Source organism: uncultured Microbacterium sp., assembly GCF_964244775.1.
GTDB lineage: Bacteria > Actinomycetota > Actinomycetes > Actinomycetales > Microbacteriaceae > Microbacterium.
This window is the reverse complement of record NZ_CAXTJR010000012.1, coordinates 72235-93717: the sequence shown is the minus strand read 5'-3', so window position 1 is coordinate 93717 and position 21483 is coordinate 72235. Positions and strand designations below refer to the sequence as shown.

Below are 21483 nucleotides of genomic sequence, written 5' to 3'. Positions count from 1 at the left end.
CCGCAATCGGAGCCGAACCCGTCAGCAGACTCAACAACCTGCCTGGACATCACAGTTAGCCGGCTCTGGGCGCAGCCGATGGCGGTCGCTTTTGGACACGGTTCCTGACTGCCTGTGTGGCCCGCGCCGCGCGCCCCGATCGATGTCACGTTTGTGATACATCAAGGCATGTAAAGTCCTTGATACACGACACAACTCGAGACGGGTGGGCATGGCAGAGACATCCAGGAGCACAACGGCACGCATCGTCTGGGAGACAGCGGACAAGTACCTGCGCAACATCGTCGACGAGGAGGACTACGGCGACTACATCCTGCCGTTCACGGTGCTCCGCCGTCTTGAGTGCATGCTGGCCGAAAGCAAGGACGACGTCATCAAGTACGTCGAGACTCTCACCGGCATGCCCCAGCACCTCATCGACATCGCCGTCAAGGCCCGCTTTGGCCTGGGCTTCTATAACGTCTCTTCGCTCAACCTCGCGACCATCGCCTCGGTCGACGACAACGTGGATAAGTCCCTGAAGAGCTACATCGACGGATTCTCGAACAACATCGCCGACATCTGGGTCTCGTTCGACTTCAACCGACGCGCGAAGGTCCTCTCCGACGCCAACCGCCTTCACGCCGTCGTCAAGCACTTCGCGACCCTGCCGCTCGGCCCGGAGGAGCTCAGCGACACTGGCATGGGCGACGTTTTCGAGGACGTCATGTACCGGGCCTTCAACAAGAAGGGAAAGGCGGCGGGCAACTTCTACACCCCGCGAGACGCGATCCGACTCATGGTCGACGTGCTGATCAGCAACGACGACGACACCATCGCGTCCGACCACGCCGCGCGCTCGGTGTACGATCCGACTGCTGGCTCCGGCGGCATGCTGCTCGTGGCGCAGGAAGCCCTGAAGCGGACCAACGAGAAAGTCGACGTCACGCTCTACGGCCAGGAGCTCATGCCATCGGCGTTCGCGCTCGGCAAGGCGGATCTGCTGATCCAGGGCGGTCGACCCGACGCGATCAAACAGGGCAACACGCTCGTCGAGGATCTCTACGACGGCCAGACCTTCGACTATGTGCTCTCAAATCCTCCGTTCGGCATCGACTGGGAGGTCGAGGAAGCGTCGGTGCGCGAGCAGGCCAAGTCCGATGGCTCACGCTTCAGCCATGGCCTGCCAGGCACGTCTGACGGCCAGATGCTTTTCTTGGCTCACTGCGCCTCAAAGCTAAGTCCTGCCGGCAAGAATGGCCAGGGCGGCCGCGCCGCGGTGGTCTCGAACCAGTCGCCGCTGTTCAACAGCGACAATGGGCCGAACTCAATCCGCCAGTGGCTCCTCGAAGATGACCTCATCGACGCGATTATCGCTCTGCCGACGAGCATGTTCTACGGCACCGGCATCGCGACGTATATATGGATCCTGGACGCGAACAAGGACTCGGAGCGCAAGGGCAAGATCCAGCTCATCGACGGGTCCGGACAGTGGGACTCGCTGCGCAAGCCCATGGGCGACAAGCGCCGCGAGGTGAGCAAGGACTACCGCGCGAAGCTGTTGGAGGCCTACAAGGCGTTCGAGTATGCGGACCCGACGATCTCGCGCGTGATGACGCGCGAGGACTTCATGTTCCGCGACGTGCCGGTATTCAAGCAGGCACGGTACGCGACGCGCTTCAGCGAGGAATCGGTGGAGGCGGTCCGCGGTCGCCGCGACTTCGCCGAAGGGCACGAAGAGGTCATGCGCGCTCTCGACGGCTCTGCGTGGAACGACCTGCCGAGGTCGTTTCCGCTCGCCGCGAAAGCCGCTGGGCTGAAGGCTCCGTTGGGGCTGGTCGATGCGGTCATGAAGGCGATGGCCTCACCTGATGACACCGCGCCGCTTGCCGTCGACCGGAAGGGCAAGCCCGTGATCGTGTCGGGCTGGAAGCTCACGGAGCGCGTTCCTTTGAGCGAGAACCTGGCCGAACATATGGAACGCGAGGTGCTGCCGTATGCGCCCGATGCGCAGTGGGACGAGAGCAAGGCCAAGCACGGCATCGACATCCCGTTCACCCGGATCTTCTACGTTCCCGAAGAGCCGCGCCCGCTGACTGAGATCGACTCCGAGGTCCAGCAATTGATGGGCGAGCTCGCAGACATGTTCAGGGCGGTGACGACAGATTGACAACGGCACCGTTCTGGTCGAACGCATCACTCGTCTCTGCCACTGAGGAGCCGGGTAGGTTCCAGGTTTCCTTGGAGGACATGGTCTCCGAGACAGGTCAGCTCGTTGAGGGCGACCTTTCGGCATACGGCGCAAAGGGCACCCCGTTCGAGCCGGGCGACATTCTCTTCGGCAAGCTGCGCCCATACCTCGCCAAGTACTGGCTTGCAGATCGGGCTGGCACCGCCGGTGGAGATATCCACGTCTACAGGCCTGATGATGGAACCGACCCGAAGTACCTGAAGTACGTCGTGGGGAGCCGTAACTTCGTTCGTTTTGCCGAGGCGGCGTCCAAGGGCACGAAGATGCCTCGCGCAGAATGGATGAGCCTGCGCGAGTATCCGGTGGTTCAATTCACGCAATCCACACAGCGGAAAATCGCGCGCTACCTTGACCTCGCGACCAGCGAAATCGACGCAGTGCTCGCCAGGATGGAGCGGCTGGGCGGGGCGCTGCGAGCTCGCGTCGGGAGCGTCCAGACCAGGGCCGTCTTCGGTCTCGCAGCAGGACAGCGCTACATCGCTGCCGATGCACACTCGCCGCTGTCCGGCATCCCCGAGCACTGGGATCGCACTAAGTTCGGGTACGACTTCACGGAGAGCACCGAGCGGAACGGGGATGACCCACCCGGTCCGCTGCTCTCGATCTCCGAGTACCGGGGCGTGGAGCTGAACACCCGCACGGAGGGCCAGCAGGCGTCCCTCGATGTCTCGAAGTACCGGGTGGTGCGGCCAGGCCAGCTCGCGGCGAACATGATGTGGCTCAACCACGGCGGCCTGGGCGTCTCGTCCCTCACCGGGTACATCAGCCCGGACTACAAGGCGTTTTGGATCTCGGACCACTTCGAGCCCCGCTACGTCCACCATCTCTTCCGGAGCTCGCGGTACATCGACTACTTCGCCGCGATCGCGACCGGGGTGCGCCCAAACGCCCAGCGCGTGACGAAGACGGTGCTGGACGCGACTTCGGTCCCGCTGCCGCCCCTCGACGAGCAGATCAGGATCGCCGACGAGCTCGACGGGGCGACCATGCGCGTCGATGCGATGCTGGCGAAGGTCGCCGATCTCAAGTCGCTGCTGCTCGAGCGCCGCGCCGCGCTCATCACCGACGTCGTCACGGGCAAGAAGGAAGTCGCATGAGCCACGCGCAGCTGATGGAGCTCGAGTTCGAGAACAACCTCTGCTCCGAGTTGGCGGAGCGGGGCTGGCTGTACGACGACGGCGGGAAGCCGACGGCGTGGGACATCGGCCTGGCGATGGTGCCGGACGACGCACTGCACTGGCTGGCGACGCAGTACCCGGACGAATACGAGAAGGCCGTCCCCAGCGACCTCGTCGGCGAGCAACGTACCGACGCGGAACGCAAGCTGCTCGACCACGTCACCAAGGAGCTGGCCAAGACGACGCGGATGGACCCGACAACCGGGCATCCAGTCGGGGGACTCCTGGGCGTGCTGCGCAAGGGCTTTTCCTACGCGCAGATTGGCCGTCCCACGGCGAAGTTCGGGCCGATGATGGCGTTTCCTCCGGCCAATCCGGAACTGACCGAGGTCGTCGAGGCGGCCGCGGCTGTGCGGCTACGGGTACTGCGCCAGGTCCGCTTCGACACGAAGACGAACGAGAGCATCGACGTCGTGCTCCTGGCCAACGGCCTGCCGATCATTACGCTCGAGCTAAAGACCGACAATACGCAGACGGTCAACCACGCGATCCGCCAGTATAAGGAGGACCGTAAGCCCGGGAAGAGCCGACCGTTGCTTGCCCCTGGGCGCGCGCTAGTGCACTTCGCCGTCTCGAACGATCTTGTCTACATGACGACCAAGCTGCAGGGAGCAGAGACGATATTCCTGCCCTTCAATCAGGGTGACAACGGACACGAGGGCAATCCGCCGTCGAGCACGGGATCGTCAACCAACTACCTGTGGCGCGAGATCCTCGCTCGACCGACGTTCATGCGCATAGTAAAAGACTTCGCGCTGTTCGAGCCGAGCAAAGCCGGGAGCAAGGATGGCCGACTCGTCTTTCCTCGGTTCCACCAGCTCCGCGCGGTGGAGCGGGTGGTATCTGACATCGAAGCGAACGGCACCGGCAAGCGCTACCTCATCTGGCACTCCGCCGGTTCGGGCAAGACGAAGACAATCGCGTGGCTGAGCCACCGCCTCATCCGGCACATGAACGCCGAATTGCAATCGACGTTCGACTCGGTCATCGTCGTGACTGACCGGACGGTGCTCGACGAGAACATCCGCGAGGACATGAACCTCGTCCAGTCGAGCAAGGGGCTCGTCGTCACGGTCGGCGAGAAGTCCGGCGCGAAGTCGCCGCAGCTCAAGAAGGCGCTTCTCGAGGGTGACCACATCATCACCTGCACCCTTCAGACCTTCCCAGAGGTGATGAAGCTCATCGAGGACACGAAGGAGCTGCGCGGAAGGCGCTGGGCAGTTGTGGCTGACGAGGCCCACTCATCCCAGTCGGGCTCCGCGGCCCGTCGGCTCAAGGAACTCCTCGCTGACGTCGGGCCCGAGTTTGACGAGGACGACATCGACACGGAGCTGAGCGCCGACGACCTGCTGCGGGCGAAGGACTCCGCAATCGCTTCGTCGAGCAACATCACCTTCATCGCGCTCACGGCAACACCGAAGGCAAAGACGCTGCGCCTATTCGGCACCGACCGCGAGGGTCGCTGGGAAGCCTTCGACACCTACACGATGGCGCAGGCGATCGAGGAAGGATTCATCCTCGACGTCCTTCAGAACTACTCCACGTACGACATGTTTCTTCGCGTAAAGAACACGCTCGATTCTCAGCATCCAGAGAGCGAGTATCGCGTGAATACGAGCGAAGCAGTGTCCAACATCGTCCGGTACGCGCGGTTGCATCCGACGGCCATCGCACAGAAGGTGCGCGTCGTGGTGGAGCATTTCCGACGCAACGTGATGCACATGCTCAGCGGCGAGGCGAAGGCCATGGTCGTCACAGGCAGCAGGATGGAAGCTTACGGCTGGTCCAAGAAGATGGACGAGTACATTGCCGCTCAGGGCTACGACGACTTGCACACTCTGGTGGCGTTCTCGGGCTCACTCTCGGACGGCGCCGGTGACACCGTCACCGAGGTCTCGCTCAACAACCGCAGCGATGTGGCGAGGGCCTTCCGCGAAGAGGGTATCTATAAGGTTCTCATCGTTGCGAACAAGTTCCAGACTGGATTCGACGAGCCCAGGTTGATGGCGATGTACGTCGACAAATCCCTCTCAAGCATCGCAACGGTGCAAACTCTCTCGCGACTGAACCGCATCTACCCCGGCAAGACGTCGCCGATGGTGGTCGACTTCCGCAACTCTCCCGCGAGCATCGAGGCGGACTTCAAGCTGTACTACTCAGACGCTCACGTAGACGGTGACATAGATCCCAACTCGATCTACACAATCGGCGAACGGCTCGACACTGCTGGCCTTTACGACTACGACGAACTTGACGCCGTCGCGGACGCATACCTGACCGAAGCTGGTGGAGAAGCGATCGCGAAGGTTCTCTCTCCAATCAAGAACCAGTGGAACGGACAGTGGCTGCAAGCGAAGCTCGCGAAGGACAAGGCGAAGCTAGATCAACTCGATAGATTCCGGTCTGACGTCCTCAGCTACCGCAACGCCTGGCAGTTCCTCAGCCAGATCGTCGACTACCAGGATCCGCTCCTACACCGGCGGGCAATACTCGCAACGTTGCTCGGCCGCAATCTCCACACAGATGGAGGCGACTGCGACGACAGCTACCTAGAGGGCGTGCAGCTCTCGGGTGTAAAGCTCGTTCCGTCTGCCATCAACCAGGACTACTCACTGAGTGAGGGGGCTACCGGCGCGATCCCGATGCCTGTCTTCGAAGGAGAGCCACGGGGTGGTCCAGCGGCCCCAGTCCGTGGGCCACTGGATGAGGCAATCGATCGCGTCAACGAATTGTTTCAGGCCAAGGGGGTGGAGGTCAGTCCTGAGAGCGTGTCCGGGTTCATCACGACCTTCTGGGGTTTCCTAGACGCGAACGAGGAAGCCGTAGCGATGGCGAAGCACAACACGATCGCACAGCTCAAAGCGTCCGAGGGCTTCAGTGGCGCCGTGGGCCTCGCCGTCCTCAAGACGGTCAGCGAGTCGCAAGAGATCCAGTCCTACATGACCGACCCCGCGTTCCTGGGGCAGATCACCGAGATCGCCGCGGACGCTCTGCACGCTGAGCACCGGCCAAGTCAAGGCGACGAGCCAGCGACGGCGGCAGAAGCATGAACGATGCGGACCGCGCCGGCTTCGGTGAGGTCATCCGCGATGCGCGCAAGAGGCGTGGCTGGTCCCAGTCGGAACTCGGCGAGAAAGCAGGCGTGTCCCGCCCAACAGTCGCGCGAGTCGAGGCGAATAACGACGTCACGACCGCGACAATCGCCAAGCTTTCGCGAGCCCTGGGATTGACGCTAGAACTTAAAGATCGCGGCTGACCCCGCCCTGCCGCCGTCGCTCGGCAAGGCCGACTCTCAGCGCACGATCTGCCGGCATCCCCTACCCGACCAAGCGATCGATAGCGTGCTGTGCCAGATTCTCGACCCAAGCGGCGGCGCGGAGACGCAGCGAGTGCTTCGTCGCGGCACGAGCGGCGACGGTGGTCCGCCAGTCATCGCGACGCTCCGCGATGGGCGTACGCCGATCACCCACCGTCATGGCGTTCTCGTAGGGACAGTATGGGCCGGAAGCTGCGGTGCTGTGTTCGAGGGTGTGGCTGGACAAGATGTAGCGAAGCGGCGCGGGAACGCCTCGGCGACCCGGGTGGGCGATCAGGCTGACGAACTGCGCCAGGAGTGCACTACTGACGCTCGCCGATAGCGCCGCAACATTCTGACGCGACGGAACCTCACGGTTCGCGCCCTGGATGTACGCGGGGTCATCGAGGTGTCCGAGTTTGTCAAGGGCCACGTCACCGGCAACGAGTTGCCCGATGCACCCCATACAGGGTCGGCCGGGGACGAGGGTATGGGCCCGCCAGATCCCGTTGCGCATGCGACCGTCCCTGAACGTGTCGAGCGCGATCCCTCCATCGATGACGGGGATGAGGTCAGCGTAGGCGATACCGTTCAGTACAGCCCGCGGCCACGGACGATCGACGCACGAGAAGATCACGTCGTAGTCCAGGGCGATCCTCACCCCCTCAGGGTCGGTGATGCTGACCTCGTGGCGACGGATATCGATCGCGCGAGCCGTCGCGGCAGCCTTCATCAGCCGTGATGCGACATCAACCTTGGACCGCCCGAGAGCCGCGTCGAGCCGGGTAGCGCCGATCATGCGATCGAGGTTGCGCGGCTCGACCCCGTCGTAGTCCATTACACCGATCGTGACCAGACCGGTCGCCGCCAGACGTTGAACGACGTCCAGACCCACGCTGCCGCTTCCGACGACGAGGACGCGGAGCCGCGCCATCGAGCCTTGGGCGCGTTCGCCCCAGGAGGAGACGGTGCGCTCCTGGGACGACGTGACGCGCGGTACAGCACGGAGGTCATCGTTCCAAGTGACGTGGAGAGTGGAAGCGACTGAACGGACCGACTCGGCCCAGGTCGGTGCTTCGCGGCTGAACCAGAAGCGTGCCGACCAAGCGGTGTCGTGGCCGCCAAGGGTCATGCCGAGCAGGGGCTTCTTGGTCGCTGTCCGGGCGACGCGCTCGTACTCGGACTCGGTCTCCCAGTCCATCCTGGAGAGCTGCTGCCAGCCTTTGGCGCCTGGGTGGGAGTGCAGGAGCACGAGTCCGTGGCCGGCCGCGCGTGCTTCACTCGCCGCGCGGAGCACGTAGCCGCTCGTGAACGAGGCGTTGCCGTGCACATGACGCTCCCCTTCTAGGGGAACGATGACGGACCGGATGAGGGCGGTGGTCCGCTCTAGACCTGTGGAGAGAACGTACGTGGCGATGAGCACGTCCTCCTGCCCGTCATCACGAATGAGGTGATCCCGCATCGCTGCTTCGGCCTCACCTGTCATGGCGACCGAGTACCGCATATCAGGCGTCCCCAGCGACGGCGATGGAGACGAAGCCGCGGACGTGGCTCAGCCACGCGCGAGCGGGCGAGATCGAGGCGTCCGTGTAGCTGTAGTCGCGGGAGTGACGCACGAACCCGGCTGCGCAGTCGGTGCTGTCGATATTGGTCTGCTCGAAGTGCACGTTCTCGGGCAGGTGGATCCAGTGCGGCGGCACCGCCGGCCAGCTCTGTACCTCGATGAGACTGACGCCGGTGGCAACAGTCTTGCCAGCAAAGACGCCGTTCACAGGCGTGACGTCGTAGAGGATCCTGGGACCGTCAACCCTGGCTGGGGCGCCCGCGGCAGCCATGTCATCGATGAACCGCCGGGCCGCCTCGGGCAAGTCCTGCGTATCGTTCACGCGACACCGCCGACGTGCTTGGCGGTGACGAACTCGTCACCGTCGATGATGATCACGATCTCGTCGTCCGGGAACGATGCCGGAGCGCCGACGCGGGCGAGGTCGTAGCCGGCCGGGTCGACACCTGCGAGGCGCAGCAAGTCGGCCGCAGTCTGGTCCTCGTCGTACGTGCGCAACGGCTCGCCGTCGATGGTGAAGCGGACGTGCTGGCGCGAGCGGAACCGCTCTCCATCCTTGAGATTGATGATCTGGCCGTCCTTGACCTTCTCTTCGACGCCGTTCTTCTTGACGAAGAACAGATCGAAGAGCTTTGGGTCGCGGCTCGCCAAGCGCAACAGCGCCGCAGCGGTCTGGTCCTCGTCGAAGGTGTCGTAAGCCTTGTCGTCGATTGCGATCGTGAGCTTGACGGGGGCATTGGGGGTCATGATGACCCTCCTTCCTCTGGTGAGCGAATAGTGTGTTGCTCCCGGTCTCCGGTTGAGAGCGGATAGCATGTACCTGTCGGGTAAATCCCACACTACATGATATCCATTTACCAAAGAGGTAAAGCTTGCTGCTCGCATGGTCTGATCCTCAGCTGGAGAGCTGCTGCACATCCACCGCGCGCCTACGCGTCGCAACGCGCGGCCAGGTCGAGGCAGCCGAGGACCTCCTCAGCCTCGTAGCGCAAGCACCACGTCTCGGCGATCTCGCCCAATTCCGGAGTGTCCAAATGGAGATCCGAGCAGGAAAGCTAGCTCTCTCGATTCAGGAGGTAGACATGCACGCGCGGCCACTGAACCAAGCCGGAGTTCCACGCATCATCGCTGGTGGAGCGTCGGCGCTCGACTACTCCGCGGCAGAAGCGCTCCTCGTTCAGAACTTGCATGTTCGCGGACGATCAGTTCTGCGACGCGCGAGTTGACCGGGATTATGACTACCTATAAGGCAAGCGACGCCCGGTTCGACTTTGCGCCGCGACCCGGTCGCATACTGCAGCGCGAGCTCGACGAGCACGCGATCAGCCAGGCGCAACTCGCCGCGCGCACGGGGTTGAGCACCAAACACATCAACCTCGTCATCAAGGGGACCGCCCCCCTGTCTCCGGATGTTGCAGTAACTCTGGAGCAGGTACTTGGAACCCCCGCCGAGACGTGGCTGCGCCTAGAGACCGCATACCAAACCCATCGGGCGCGAGCCGAGAGACGAGACGCGCTTGCTGGCTTCGTGAAATGGGCCTCCGCCTTCCCGCGGCAGATTCTGATCGAGCGGAACCTGGTCGATGCCGCAGACGAGGGCGCGCAGGTCGCGGGAAAGCTGCTCCAATTCTTCGGCGTCGCGTCCCCAGATGCATACGACAAGACTTGGCTAGAGCCGCAAGCCTCTTACAAGCGCAGCCAACTTCACACGATCGATGCGAACCTCACTGCCCTGTGGATCCGTCTGTCCGAACTGCACTCATCCGCGATGGTCGACAACGCACCTGCTTTCGATAGCGAGAAGCTCCGCTCCGCTGCGCGGGTCATCCCGAAGCTCACAGTGAAGGAAATCGGCACGGCCTTCCGAGAAGCTCAGGCGCTGTTGCTCAACGCAGGGGTAGTCCTGGTGTTCGTCCCGGAGATACCGAACACCCGGATCAGTGGTGTTTCTCGGTGGATAAACGGAACCCCGATGATCGCCGTCACGAGTCGGTACAAGTCGCTGGACGGTCTCTGGTTTACGATCCTTCATGAGATCGCCCACGTCCTGCTCCATCCCAAGAGAAGCACGTTCGTGGATGACGGATTCAAGGCCGACGACAACGCCGATGCGCAAGAGGCCGCTGCCAACAGGTTTGCCGAGGCGCACCTAATACCGCCCCCGTATAGGGACCTACTGCAGGCTGCGACGACCCCCGCGCAGATCTTGTCACTGGCCGAGGCGCTTGGCGTTGCGCCGAGTGTCGTTGCTGGCCAATGGGCGTTCCTCACAGGTACGTGGGGCGGACCGATCGCGAAACTACGTGACAAGGTCGACCTCGCAGAGTCGTTGAGTTAAGCGCGATTCGGCGCTGCGGCCGTCGGGCGTCGCCGATAGGGTCATCCCGTGCCGACCGCCTGGGAGTCCCTTCACTTCGTCCGCGGTGCGGCCGAAGCCGACGAACCAATGGGGTCGAAGGAGAAGTGGTGGGTCGAGTTGCCGATGTTCGGCGACCGGCAGTGGCTGCTCAAACTGGCGCGGCTCGACGAGCTCGATGGGACGGTCAGCGGAGAGGATTGGGCCGAGTGGACCGTCCACCAGTTGGCGGATCAGCTCGGCGTTCCCAGCGCGACTATCCGCCCAGCGCTGTTGGAAGGTCGGCGGGCGATCGTGTCCAGGTCGGTGCTTCGGGACAGTCTCGAGTATCTCGATCATGGCAACAGCGTGCTGTCAGCACGGTTCGCCGACTACGACCAGTCAGTCCAGGGCGAGAACCAGGGCTACACGGTCGCGGCGGTCCAGCATGCGCTCGAGGAGGTTGGGCCACCGGCCGACATCGAGTGGCCAGGTAGCTTCACAGCCTTCGACGTGTGGGCTGGCTATCTCCTTATGGATGCCTGGGTCGCCGGACGCGACCGTCATCACGAAAACTGGGCGGTCATCCTCCGTGGGGATGAGCGCCGGCTGGCGCCTTCATTCGACCATAGAAATGCGCTCGGCTTCCAGGAGCGGGACGAGCGACGTGTTCGGATGCTGGACGACGAGCCCCACCTGATGCGCTGGGTGGAACGCGGGACCAGCCACCACTTCGCTGGAAAGCCCAAGCTCACGGAACTCGCATGGAGCGCGCTTGGCCTCGCCTCGCCGACTGCTCGCCGCTTCTGGATCGAGCGACTCGACGCGATCTCCGGAGATGCAGTTGGTTCCGTCGTCTCACAGGTCCCTCGCGCGATAATGTCTGAGGTCACCCATACATTCGTAGTTCGGCTGTTGGCGACGAATCGAAGGAGGTTGCTCGATGGCTACTCAGGCACTTGACCGAGACCAACTCGACCTCACGGCGAGCCGCAAGACCCTCATCCTCGTCTGGCAGAACCCGGTGTCCAGGCTCTTCGTCAAGGTGGGTCAACTCGACGCACTCCCCGCTGGACGATTCGCTTTCCAGTACCTCCCGGGCGCGTGGGACGACCCTGCGTTCGTCCCACTGCTCGAGTACCCCGATCGCGACACTGCCTACGTCTCGGACGAGGTTCCGGCGTTCTTCGCGAATCGCATTCTCTCCGTCGACCGACCACACTACGATCGCTACCTGAGTTGGCTCGGCATTGAGGATCTCAGTTCGGACGACGTCCCGTTCGAAGTCTTGGCTCGCACTGGCGGCGGCAGGGCAACTGACACCTTCCACGTCGTCGAGCACCCTCTCACCAAAGCTGATCGGCTCACGAGCCGGTTCTTCGTTTCAGGCGTTCGACACTTCTTTGAATCGGATGCCGCCATCGCGACCCTCCAGAACGGTGCGACGCTCCGCCTCGAGCTCGAGGAATGCAATGAGGTGAACCCGAAGGCGGTTCTCGTCAATACCTTCGACGGCCAGAGGTTCGGCTACGTTCCAGACTGGCTTTGCGCAGACGTTCACGCTCGGATCAAGGATGGTTGGTCGATGACTGCGGTCGCCGAGCGAGTCAACCCGGACGCACCCGCACACGTTCGTGTACTTTGCCGACTGGACGCCTACCGCGGATAGCCACCTCCGTGGACCGGTGCCCGTCGGCGCAGTCTAAGTGAGTGAGACCAGACGGTCTGACCGCACTCAAACGCGGGGCGCTCGGATCGGAAAGTGTCACGACAAAGTCGCCACTGCCGTGCCCTGGAGCCCGCGTCAACGTGACATCTAGTGTCATCCGACCGCGTTCCCGACACCAGTAGACATAGGCTGACGAAGGCGCGAAGGAGAACCCATCGACCCCCTAACTCCGTCCGTCCTGGATGTTCTTCTCGCTGTGCTGAGCGTGGCCGCTTTCGGCTACGGCATCGTCGCCGCCGGATCTGTGCTCCGCTCCTGGCCACGCGACGATCCAGGCCCTCGGAATCATGGTCTTTGGTTTCTGGTCGTCATCTTCGTCCCGATCATTGGGCCCACACTTTGGTTCACGCGTTCTGGCGCGCGTGTCGATCGACCTGAGACGTCGGACTAGACGCCGGCGAACGGCTTCGCGCACCTGCCCGTCGCAGATCTTCACGACCAGCGCGTCGATGAACACTCCCCCAACATGGGCAATCCGTTCAGTGGAGGCGCACTCAACTCCAGCACCGCGAGTCACCCCACTCACTGAAGCTGGCGGGCTACGCCGGTCGGCGGATGGTCTTGGACGAGGCGAGGTCTGCGAACCACCGGGCGCTTGCTTTCGGAGTGCGCTCGAGAGTGTCGTAGTCCACGTGCACGATGCCGAACCGCTTCGAGTACCCGTATGACCACTCGAAGTTGTCGAGCAGAGACCAGACGAAATAGCCCCGGATGTCGACGCCCTGCTGCAGCGCGCGGTGAATCGCCACGACGTGACGGTGGATGTAGTCGATGCGCGCATCATCGTGGATCTGTCCGTCGACCACGGTGTCTTCGAAAGCAGCACCGTTTTCAGTGACCATCACGGTCTGACCGGGAAACTCATCCCGAAGCGAAAGGAGCAGTTCCTCCAGTCCGGCGGGTTCGATGTTCCAGCCCATCTCGGTGTAGGGGCCGGCCTGCGGCAGAAATTCGATGCGGGATGCTCCGGGCCAGGTGGAGCCGCCGGCGTTCATGTGTCCGTCAGCGGTCTGCTGCGCGCCGGTACCGTCCCACACGCGAACGAGCATCGTCGAGTAGTAGTTGACGCCCAGCACATCGATGGGTTGATGGATCACTCGCAGGTCGCCGTCTTGCACGAATGACCAGTCGGTGATGTCCTTCGTATCTTCGATGAGGTCCGCGGGGTATTCGCCGCGCAGCAGCGGCCCGGTGAACGCCCGGTTCGCGAGTGCGTCGATCTGGCGAACCGCCTCGGCTCCGCTCGGCCCTTCCCCGCGTATGACGTGCAGATTCAGGGTGATGGAGATTTCCGGGTCGTTTGTCACCACTTCGCGCAGCACCCGGGTGGCAAGTCCGTGCGCGAGGTTCAGGTTGTGCACGGCCCTCAGCGCCGCTTCGGGGTCAGTGATTCCGGGAGCGTGCGCCCCGGAGCCATAGCCCAGGTAGGCCGAACACCACGGCTCATTGAGGGTCCCCCACGTCGAGACGCGGTCACCGAACGCTTCGCCGACGATGCGCGCATAGTCGGCGAAGGCCTCGGCGGTCGACCGCACGCGCCATCCGCCTTCATCTTCGAGGGCTTGCGGGAGATCCCAGTGATAGAGCGTGGCCACCGGCTTGATCCGTCGTGCGATGAGGCCATCGATCAGTCGGCCGTAGAAGTCCAGCCCGGCGGGGTTGACCGCACCGCGGCCGCTGGGAAGGATGCGAGACCACGACAGCGAAAATCGGTAGGCGTCGAGGTTCAGCGACGCCATGAGATCGAGATCGGCCTCGAGCCGGTGGTAGTGATCGTCGGCGACGTCTCCCGTATCTCCTCCCATCACCTTGCCGGGCGTGTGGCTGTAGGTGTCCCAGATAGAGGGTCCGCGACCGTCCTCATCCACAGCTCCCTCGATCTGGTAGGAGGCGGTTGCCGACCCGAAGACGAATCCCTGGGGGAAAGATAGGTCGACGGTGCGGTAGTCATCGCTGGCAACGGGGCGGGGGGCGGTCGTGCTGCTCACGGAGTTTGCCTTTCGCGTGGTGAGTGTGTCTACGGTGAGACCGTGCGTGCCGGAGGAGCGGTGCTGCCGCGGAGGATGAGTCGAGTCGGCCAGGTCTCTCTGGTGCTGACGTCGTCCGGGGTGTCTTCGATCCGCTGGGCGAGGATGTTGGCGGCGTGTATGCCTTGTTCGTGGGGGCGCTGCTCGAAGGTTGTGAGCCCGAAGGTTGAGGAGTACTCGTGACCGTCGATGCCGATCACGGACAGCTCGTCGGGCACCCCGATGCCCAATTCCCTCGCGGCGAGGATGACACCGAACGCGATCTCGTCCGTCGCGGCGAAGATGGCCGTGGGGCGGCCCTCGTTCGCGCTGAGGAACTGACGCCCAGACTCATATCCGCTCGGCAGCGAGTGTTCGGTGGACAGCATCTGGACCCTGGTCCACAGACCCGCCTCGTCGATGGCGCGCAGATATCCCGACAGCCGCCGCCCGCTCCAGGCTTCGGGTCGTTCGTCCGCGCCGGCGCTGGTCAGATGCGCGATGCGGCGGTGACCCAGCTCAATGAGGTGTTCCGTGGCGCGCCGACCGAGCTCGACGTCGTCGATGTCCATGGTGTGCGCGTTGGCTAGATTGCCGCCGACCGCGACGATCGGCCAGCCCAGGGCCGACAGGCGCGCTTGCTCGTTCGGCTTTGCCTGGATGTCGATGGCGATCATGCCGTCGAGCCGTTTGCGAGCGAGGAAGTAGTCGAAGAGGCGGTCGCGGTCGGGGAGGTCGGGGTGCAGATTATACAGCGTGAGGTCGTAGCCGCGGTCGAGGAGCGCGGCCTCGATCCCCTCTAGGATCTCGCCGAAATACCACCGGCTGGCGAACCGCGACACGATTGCGATCGACTTGGTGCGCTTGGTGACCAGACTCGCCGCGAGGGGCGATGGAACGTAGCCGAGTTCGGCGGCGGCGCGAAGAACTCGGCCCCGGGTTTCTTCCGACACATAGCCGTTGCCGGACAGCGCTCGCGACGCCGTTGCCTTCGAAACGCCGGCCATCACGGCGACGTCAGCGATAGCTCCAGGCATCGGTGCCTCCTTCATTGTCGCCACATCTTAGCAATCGCGCGCGAAGATGGAACCGGTTAGCCATAGCGAAAACCAGTGCTTGCGCGGCACAGATCGAGTCTGTACCCTCCATCTGGAACCGGTTACTTACTTTTGGTTCCCAGCACCAAGATCAGTTCCGGCCCGCAGTGGGGCCGGAGCGACTGCAGCACTCGATGAGGAGGAAACAGATGAAAAAGGCCAATATCCGGAAGGCACTTGCCGCCGGAGCGACCCTCGCAATCGCCGCGGCAGCGCTGAGCGCATGCTCCAGCGGCGGAGGCTCCAACGGCGGTTCCGACGACAAGACCGTCACGATCTACGGCACCATTTCCGATACGGAAGCGGAGCTGCTCGAGCAGAGCTGGGCGGACTTCGAAAAAGAGAGCGGCATCACGATCAAGTACGAGGCCTCGAAGGAATTCGAGTCTCAGATCGGCATCCGCGCACAGGGGGGAAACCCACCCGATCTGGCGATCTTCCCGCAGCCCGGACTACTCGGCGATCTCGCGAAGCGCGACTACCTCGTAGAGGCGCCAGAGGGCGTGAAGAGCAACGTGGAAAAGTACTGGTCGAAGGACTGGGCGGCCTACGGCACCGTGAACGACAAGTTGTACGGTGCACCGCTGCTCGCCAGCGTCAAGGGTTTCGTCTGGTACCAGCCGAAGAAGTTCGCCGAATGGGGAGTGGAAGTTCCCAAGACGTGGGACGAGCTTCTCGCGCTGACGAAGACCATCCAGGAGAAGACCGGCACCGCGCCCTGGTGTGCAGGATTCGGCTCCGGTGACGCCTCGGGCTGGCCTGGCACCGACTGGATCGAAGACCTCGTTCTGCGCCAGTCGGGTCCCGACACCTACGACCAGTGGGTCACGAACGACGTGAAGTTCACCGATCCGAAGATCGCTGCTGCGTTCGACTCCGTGGGCGAGATCCTCAAGAACCCGAAGTACGTCAACGCGGGCTTCGGCGACGTCGCCTCGATCAACTCGACGCAGTTCGATGACCCGGTGCCGTCGATCGTCGATGGAACGTGCGCGTTGCATCACCAGGCCTCGTTCTACTCGGGGTTCCTCGAGGACGGTGGCGCAAAGGTCGCCGAGGACGGCGATGTGTGGGCGTTCGTTCTTCCTGGACTCACCGAGGGCGACCACCCCGTGACGGGTGGCGGCGAGATCGTCGGAGCGTTCAACTCCAACCCTGACACCGTCGCCGTTCAGGAGTACCTCTCCAGCGCGGAGTGGGCGAACAGCCGAGTGAAGCTGGGTGGAGTCATCTCCGCCAACAACGGGCTCGACCCGGCCAACGCTTCGACGGCCATCCTGTCGCAGGCGATCGAGATCCTTCAGAATCCCGACACCACGTTCCGGTTCGACGCGTCGGACCTGATGCCCGGCTCCGTCGGCTCAGGAACGTTCTGGAAGGGAATGGTCAACTGGGTCAACGGTGAAGACACTCAGACGGTGCTCACCGAGATCGAAGCCGGCTGGCCCTCGGAATAGCGGTTCAGCAGGGGCGCCGGAGACGGTGGGTGTTTCCGGCGCCCCGCACCGAGTCTTGAAAGGCTTTGCATGTCTACGTTCTTCAATTGGCTGGGCGGACTCACGCCCCTACTTCAGATCTTCATCCTGCTCGCCGGGTTCGCCGTTGTCGTCGCACTCCTGCTCGTATTCATCGATGTGGCGACGAAGCCCGGCAGGCGATACACCCTCATCCGTCTCGGATTCTGCGTGGTCGTTCCCGCCCTGATCGCGTTCGTGTTCGGATCGTTCCTCTGGGCGGTTGCGGCGGCAGCTGCCCTTGGCGCGGTGCTGTTCCTGGTGGACTACCGGTCGCGACGTGGCGCCGGCTACCTGGTTCAACTCGTGGGCTTCCTCGCACCGGCGGTCATCTTCCTGCTCATCGGTCTGATCCTGCCGGCGATCAACACCACCGGGGCGGCGTTCCTTTCGGCGTCGGGCAAGAACTTCGTCGGTCTCGACAACTTCATCTGGTTGTTCACGCAGCCGGCCGCGGTTCGCACCGTGGTCAACACGATCGTGTGGGTGCTGCTCGTTCCGACGTTGTCGACCGCCATCGGGCTCGCCTACGCGGTCTTCATCGACAAGTCGCGCGGCGAGAAGTACTTCAAGATCCTGGTGTTCATGCCGATGGCGATCTCGTTCGTCGGGGCATCGATCATCTGGCGCTTCGTGTACGCCTACCGCGAGGGCAGCGAGCCGCAGATCGGTCTGTTCAACCAGATCGTCGTGTGGTTCGGCGGGACACCCGTGCAGTGGCTGCAGAACGAACCGTGGAACACCCTGTTCCTCATCATCGTGCTCATCTGGGTGCAGACCGGTTTTGCGATGGTCGTGCTCTCGGCAGCGATCAAGGGGGTGCCCACCGAGAGGTTGGAAGCGGCCCAGCTGGATGGCGCAAACCCCTGGCAGCGATTCCGCAACGTGATCGTGCCCGGCATCCGCTCGTCACTGATCGTCGTGCTCACCACCATCTCCATCGCCTCATTGAAGGTGTTCGACATCGTCCGCACGATGACCGCGGGCAACAACGACACCTCTGTGATCGCCAACGAGATGTACACACAGTTCAAGAACTTCGAGAGCGGACGATCTGCGGCATTCGCCGTCGTGCTGTTCTTGCTCGTCCTGCCGATCGTCATCTACAACGCACGGCAGATCAAGAAGCAGAGGGAGATCCGATGAGCGCCGTCACGCCGATCGAATTGCCGATCGATACCACTACCAAGCGTCAGCTCAGCCGCGGCGAGAGCCGCATCGAAGCGTCGAGCCGTCGCACCAAGACCCGTCTGACGAGCCGCGGGGCGACCGTCGGCGCGCTCATCATCGCGGTGCTGTGGACGATTCCGACCTTCGGACTGTTCGTCTCGTCGTTCAGACCCGAGCAGCAGATCAAGACGTCGGGATGGTGGACGTTCTTCTCGAACCCCGTTGTCACCCTCGAGAACTACACCACAGTTCTTCAGTCCGGAAACTCGACGCTGAACCTCGCGGGTTCATGGGTGAACTCGATAGCGATCGCCATCCCGGCGACCGTGTTCCCCCTCGTGATCGCGAGCCTCGCCGCTTACGCCTTCGCATGGATCGATTTCCGGGGCAAGAACCTGCTGTTCATCCTGGTCTTCGCCCTGCAGGTGGTGCCGATCCAGATGGCGTTGGTGCCGTTGCTGTCGACCTTCTCACGCGGGTTCAACCTCTTCGGATTGCAGATCGGCGAAGGGCTGAATGCGAGCGGAACATATGCGCAGGTGTGGATCGCCCACACGATGTTCGCACTGCCGCTGGCGATCTTCCTGCTGCACAACTTCGTCGCAGAAATCCCGAGCGAGGTCGTCGAAGCGGCGCGAGTGGACGGTGCAGGGCACGGGCAGATCTTCTTCCGGATCATCTTGCCGCTGACGATGCCGGCCATCGCGTCATTCGCGATCTTCCAGTTCCTCTGGGTATGGAACGACCTGCTGGTGGCGCTGATCTTCGCCGACGGCCAGGTCGCTCCGATCACGAAACTGCTGGCCGAGATCACCGGCACACGCGGTGGGGAGTGGCAGCTGCTCACCGCAGGTGCCTTCATCTCGATCCTGGTGCCGCTGATCGTGTTCTTCTCGTTGCAGCGCTACTTCGTTCGTGGGCTGCTCGCGGGCTCGACGAAGGGCTAGGCCGGCACGCCGCAACTAGACTGGCTGGCGTCCGGCATCCCCGCGATCTTGGAGCCCCGCCGCCTTGGAGTACAGCCGCGTGACGTCTTCCCCCACAGCCCTGTCCATCGACACCGTCGACAACGCCGCGGCCACACCCGAGAAGGAGCAGCCCTACGCCGCCCTCGGGCTAAAGCCCGACGAGTACGCACGCATCCGCGAGATCCTCGGGCGTCGCCCCACCAGCGGCGAGTTGGCCATGTACTCGGTCATGTGGTCGGAGCACTGCTCCTATAAGTCGAGCAAGATCTACCTGCGCCAGTTCGGCTCGAAGGTGTCGGACGAGATGAAGACCCGCCTCATGGTCGGGATGGGTCAGAATGCCGGCGTCGTCGATGTCGGCGAGGGCTGGGCGGTCACGTTCAAGGTCGAGTCCCACAATCACCCGAGCTACATCGAGCCGTTCCAGGGCGCCGCGACCGGGGTGGGCGGCATCGTCCGCGACATCATCTCGATGGGCGCGCGGCCGGTCGCGATCATGGATCAGCTGCGCTTCGGTGCGATCGACAACCCCGACACGGCCCGTGTCGTGCACGGCGTGACGAGCGGCATCTCGTTCTACGGCAACTGCCTGGGCCTGCCCAACATCGGCGGCGAGACCGTGTTCGATGCGGTCTATCAGGGCAATCCGCTCGTCAACGCCCTCGCGGTCGGCGTCATGCGCCACGAAGACATCAAGCTCGCCAATGCCACCGGCGCCGGCAACAAGGTCGTGCTCTTCGGAGCCCGTACCGGCGGCGACGGCATCGGCGGAGCATCCATCCTCGCCTCCGATTCTTTCGACGCCGCCGGCCCCACCAAGCGCCCCGCGGTGCAGGTGGGCGACCCGTTCGCCGAGAAGGTACTCATCGAGTGCTGCCTCGAGCTCTACCGCGACGACCTCGTCGAGGCGATCCAGGATCTCGGTGCCGCGGGCATCTCGTGCGCCACGAGCGAGCTGGCCGCCAACGGCAACAGCGGCATGAAGGTCGAGCTCGACAGGGTGCTGCTGCGTGACCCGTCGCTGAGCGCCGAAGAGATCCTCATGTCGGAATCGCAGGAGCGGATGATGGCGATCGTCGCCCCCGAGAAGCTCGACGCTTTCCTCGCCGTGGTGGGCAAATGGGAGGTCGAGACCAGCGTGCTGGGCGAAGTGACCGGCGACGGACGCCTCGTGATCGACTGGCACGGCCACGAGATCGTCAACGTCGATCCCTCCACCGTCGCCGTCGACGGACCGGTGTACGAGCGGCCCGTCGCCTACCCGACGTGGATCGACGCGCTGCGCGACGACTCGGCGAGCGCCCTGCCCCGCCCGACCGATCCTGAGACGCTGCGCAGCCAGTTCACGCAGCTTGTCGCGAGCCCCAACCTCAGCGACACCTCGTGGGTCACCAACCAGTACGACTATTACGTGATGGGCAACACCGCCCTCGCGTTCCCCGACGACGCGGGCATGATCCGCGTCGACGAGGAGTCGGGCCTGGGCTTCGCGATCGCGACCGATTGCAACGGGCGGTTCTGCCAGCTCGACCCGTACGAGGGCGCGAAGCTCGCTCTCGCCGAGGCGTACCGCAACGTCGCCGTCACCGGTGCCGTGCCCACCGCGGTGACCGACTGCCTGAACTTCGGCAGCCCCGAGAACCCTGAGGTCATGTGGCAGTTCTCGCGGGCGGTGGAGGGTCTGTCGGACGGGTGCCTGGAACTCGGCATCCCCGTCACCGGCGGCAACGTCTCGTTCTACAACCAGACCGGTGATGTGCCGATCTTCCCCACGCCTGTGGTGGGCGTACTCGGCATCATCGACGACGTTGCACGTCGCATCCCGAGCGGATGGCAGGACGCGGGCGAGAACATCTACCTGCTCGGCGTCACGGCAGGCGAGCTCAGCGGCTCGGCGTGGGCCGACACGATCCACGGTCACCTCGGCGGACGCCCGCCGGCCGTCGATCTCGCCAACGAGAAGCGTCTGGCCGAACTGCTGCACGCCGGCGCGACGCAGTCGCTCATCTCGAGCGCGCACGACCTCTCCAACGGCGGCCTCGCCCAGGCCCTCGCCGAAGGCGCGATGCGCTTCGGCGTCGGCGCGCGCGTCTGGCTGCGCGAGATCATGGAGCGCGATGGGGTGGATGCTGCATCCGCCCTCTTCTCCGAATCCACCGGTCGCGTCCTCGTGACGGTGCCGCGCGAAGACGATGTGAAGTTCCGGGGGCTCTGCGACGGGCGCGGTTACCCCGTGCTGCGCATCGGCGTGACGGATGTCGCCGACGACGGCGCCGCGGCGCTCGAAGTGCAGGACGTCTTCACGGTGCCGCTGAACGAACTGCTCGAGCTGTCGACCTCCACGCTGCCGGGGGTCTTCGGCGCAACGGTGTCCGAACCCGTCGTCTAAGCTGACCC

The 21483-nt window shown here is 63.7% G+C and carries 17 protein-coding genes; 12 read left to right on the top strand and 5 right to left on the bottom strand.

The features are described from left to right. The first annotated feature begins 211 nt into the window (after positions 1 to 211). The 4 genes from ACFE6Z_RS15190 (at position 212) to ACFE6Z_RS15175 (ending at position 6664) form a co-directional block, all read left to right on the top strand. Positions 212 to 2149, top strand: a complete 1938-nt coding sequence (locus tag ACFE6Z_RS15190; protein ID WP_375386541.1) for an N-6 DNA methylase — start codon at positions 212 to 214, stop codon at positions 2147 to 2149. 80 nt (positions 2150 to 2229) lie between these two features. Next, a complete protein-coding gene (locus tag ACFE6Z_RS15185) occupies positions 2230 to 3327 on the top strand; it encodes a hypothetical protein (protein WP_375386540.1) in 1098 nt (365 codons plus the stop codon). Next, complete coding sequence (locus tag ACFE6Z_RS15180) at positions 3324 to 6458, top strand: type I restriction endonuclease subunit R (RefSeq protein ID WP_375386539.1); 3135 nt, start codon at positions 3324 to 3326, stop codon at positions 6456 to 6458. Before ACFE6Z_RS15185 ends, ACFE6Z_RS15180 begins: the two co-directional genes overlap by 4 nt. Further along, positions 6455 to 6664, top strand: coding sequence for a helix-turn-helix domain-containing protein (locus ACFE6Z_RS15175; protein WP_375386538.1), 210 nt, complete (start codon positions 6455 to 6457; stop codon positions 6662 to 6664). The genes ACFE6Z_RS15180 and ACFE6Z_RS15175 overlap by 4 nt, the downstream gene beginning before the upstream one ends. A gap of 61 nt (positions 6665 to 6725) precedes the next feature. On the opposite strand, the gene ACFE6Z_RS15170 is transcribed toward ACFE6Z_RS15175, so the two are convergent. Genes ACFE6Z_RS15170 through ACFE6Z_RS15160 form a run of 3 tightly spaced genes read right to left on the bottom strand, consistent with a single transcriptional unit; the run spans position 6726 to position 9014 of the window. Further along, positions 6726 to 8189, bottom strand: a complete 1464-nt coding sequence (locus ACFE6Z_RS15170) for a ThiF family adenylyltransferase (RefSeq protein ID WP_375386537.1) — start codon at positions 8187 to 8189, stop codon at positions 6726 to 6728. A gap of 19 nt (positions 8190 to 8208) precedes the next feature. Further along, complete coding sequence (locus ACFE6Z_RS15165; RefSeq protein ID WP_375386536.1) at positions 8209 to 8589, bottom strand: hypothetical protein; 381 nt, start codon at positions 8587 to 8589, stop codon at positions 8209 to 8211. Next, positions 8586 to 9014, bottom strand: coding sequence for a hypothetical protein (locus tag ACFE6Z_RS15160; RefSeq protein ID WP_375386535.1), 429 nt, complete (start codon positions 9012 to 9014; stop codon positions 8586 to 8588). The genes ACFE6Z_RS15165 and ACFE6Z_RS15160 overlap by 4 nt, the downstream gene beginning before the upstream one ends. A 487-nt stretch (positions 9015 to 9501) precedes the next feature. Here ACFE6Z_RS15160 and ACFE6Z_RS15155 point away from each other — a divergent pair, with 487 nt between their 5' ends. From ACFE6Z_RS15155 to ACFE6Z_RS15140, 4 genes are all read left to right on the top strand, one after another. Further along, positions 9502 to 10605 (top strand): HigA family addiction module antitoxin, encoded by a 1104-nt coding sequence (locus tag ACFE6Z_RS15155; protein ID WP_375386534.1) that lies wholly within the window; start codon positions 9502 to 9504, stop codon positions 10603 to 10605. A gap of 48 nt (positions 10606 to 10653) precedes the next feature. Beyond that, positions 10654 to 11565 carry a hypothetical protein gene (locus tag ACFE6Z_RS15150; RefSeq protein ID WP_375386533.1) on the top strand — a complete coding sequence of 304 codons (912 nt, stop codon included), beginning with the start codon at positions 10654 to 10656 and terminating at the stop codon, positions 11563 to 11565. Beyond that, positions 11546 to 12271, top strand: a complete 726-nt coding sequence (locus tag ACFE6Z_RS15145) for an HIRAN domain-containing protein (RefSeq protein ID WP_375386532.1) — start codon at positions 11546 to 11548, stop codon at positions 12269 to 12271. Before ACFE6Z_RS15150 ends, ACFE6Z_RS15145 begins: the two co-directional genes overlap by 20 nt. A gap of 256 nt (positions 12272 to 12527) precedes the next feature. Further along, positions 12528 to 12722, top strand: coding sequence for a PLDc N-terminal domain-containing protein (locus tag ACFE6Z_RS15140; protein WP_375386531.1), 195 nt, complete (start codon positions 12528 to 12530; stop codon positions 12720 to 12722). Between the two features lie 148 nt (positions 12723 to 12870). Here ACFE6Z_RS15140 and ACFE6Z_RS15135 read toward each other — a convergent pair whose 3' ends face one another. After that, on the bottom strand, positions 12871 to 14319 hold the full coding sequence (locus ACFE6Z_RS15135; protein ID WP_375386530.1) for a GH1 family beta-glucosidase: 1449 nt from the start codon (positions 14317 to 14319) through the stop codon (positions 12871 to 12873). 29 nt (positions 14320 to 14348) lie between these two features. After that, positions 14349 to 15374 (bottom strand): LacI family DNA-binding transcriptional regulator, encoded by a 1026-nt coding sequence (locus ACFE6Z_RS15130; RefSeq protein WP_375386529.1) that lies wholly within the window; start codon positions 15372 to 15374, stop codon positions 14349 to 14351. 209 nt (positions 15375 to 15583) lie between these two features. On the opposite strand from ACFE6Z_RS15130, the gene ACFE6Z_RS15125 reads away from it, so the two are divergent. The 4 genes from ACFE6Z_RS15125 (at position 15584) to purL (ending at position 21475) form a co-directional block, all read left to right on the top strand. Next, complete coding sequence (locus ACFE6Z_RS15125; RefSeq protein ID WP_375386528.1) at positions 15584 to 16891, top strand: ABC transporter substrate-binding protein; 1308 nt, start codon at positions 15584 to 15586, stop codon at positions 16889 to 16891. 69 nt (positions 16892 to 16960) lie between these two features. Then, positions 16961 to 18094 carry a carbohydrate ABC transporter permease gene (locus tag ACFE6Z_RS15120; protein WP_375386527.1) on the top strand — a complete coding sequence of 378 codons (1134 nt, stop codon included), beginning with the start codon at positions 16961 to 16963 and terminating at the stop codon, positions 18092 to 18094. Further along, on the top strand, positions 18091 to 19065 hold the full coding sequence (locus ACFE6Z_RS15115) for a carbohydrate ABC transporter permease (protein ID WP_375386526.1): 975 nt from the start codon (positions 18091 to 18093) through the stop codon (positions 19063 to 19065). The genes ACFE6Z_RS15120 and ACFE6Z_RS15115 overlap by 4 nt, the downstream gene beginning before the upstream one ends. Positions 19066 to 19144: 79 nt before the next feature. Beyond that, on the top strand, positions 19145 to 21475 hold the full coding sequence (gene purL, locus ACFE6Z_RS15110) for a phosphoribosylformylglycinamidine synthase subunit PurL (protein ID WP_375386525.1): 2331 nt from the start codon (positions 19145 to 19147) through the stop codon (positions 21473 to 21475). The last annotated feature ends 8 nt before the right edge of the window (positions 21476 to 21483 follow it).

Coding starts and splice junctions, on each gene's coding strand:
- ACFE6Z_RS15190 (WP_375386541.1), top strand. CDS start 212: ATGGCAGAGACATCCAGGAGCACAACGGCACGCATCGTCTGGGAGACA.
- ACFE6Z_RS15185 (WP_375386540.1), top strand. CDS start 2,230: ATGGTCTCCGAGACAGGTCAGCTCGTTGAGGGCGACCTTTCGGCATAC.
- ACFE6Z_RS15180 (WP_375386539.1), top strand. CDS start 3,324: ATGAGCCACGCGCAGCTGATGGAGCTCGAGTTCGAGAACAACCTCTGC.
- ACFE6Z_RS15175 (WP_375386538.1), top strand. CDS start 6,455: ATGAACGATGCGGACCGCGCCGGCTTCGGTGAGGTCATCCGCGATGCG.
- ACFE6Z_RS15170 (WP_375386537.1), bottom strand. CDS start 8,189: ATGACAGGTGAGGCCGAAGCAGCGATGCGGGATCACCTCATTCGTGAT.
- ACFE6Z_RS15160 (WP_375386535.1), bottom strand. CDS start 9,014: ATGACCCCCAATGCCCCCGTCAAGCTCACGATCGCAATCGACGACAAG.
- ACFE6Z_RS15155 (WP_375386534.1), top strand. CDS start 9,502: ATGACTACCTATAAGGCAAGCGACGCCCGGTTCGACTTTGCGCCGCGA.
- ACFE6Z_RS15145 (WP_375386532.1), top strand. CDS start 11,546: ATGGCTACTCAGGCACTTGACCGAGACCAACTCGACCTCACGGCGAGC.
- ACFE6Z_RS15130 (WP_375386529.1), bottom strand. CDS start 15,374: ATGCCTGGAGCTATCGCTGACGTCGCCGTGATGGCCGGCGTTTCGAAG.
- ACFE6Z_RS15125 (WP_375386528.1), top strand. CDS start 15,584: ATGAAAAAGGCCAATATCCGGAAGGCACTTGCCGCCGGAGCGACCCTC.
- ACFE6Z_RS15120 (WP_375386527.1), top strand. CDS start 16,961: ATGTCTACGTTCTTCAATTGGCTGGGCGGACTCACGCCCCTACTTCAG.
- ACFE6Z_RS15115 (WP_375386526.1), top strand. CDS start 18,091: ATGAGCGCCGTCACGCCGATCGAATTGCCGATCGATACCACTACCAAG.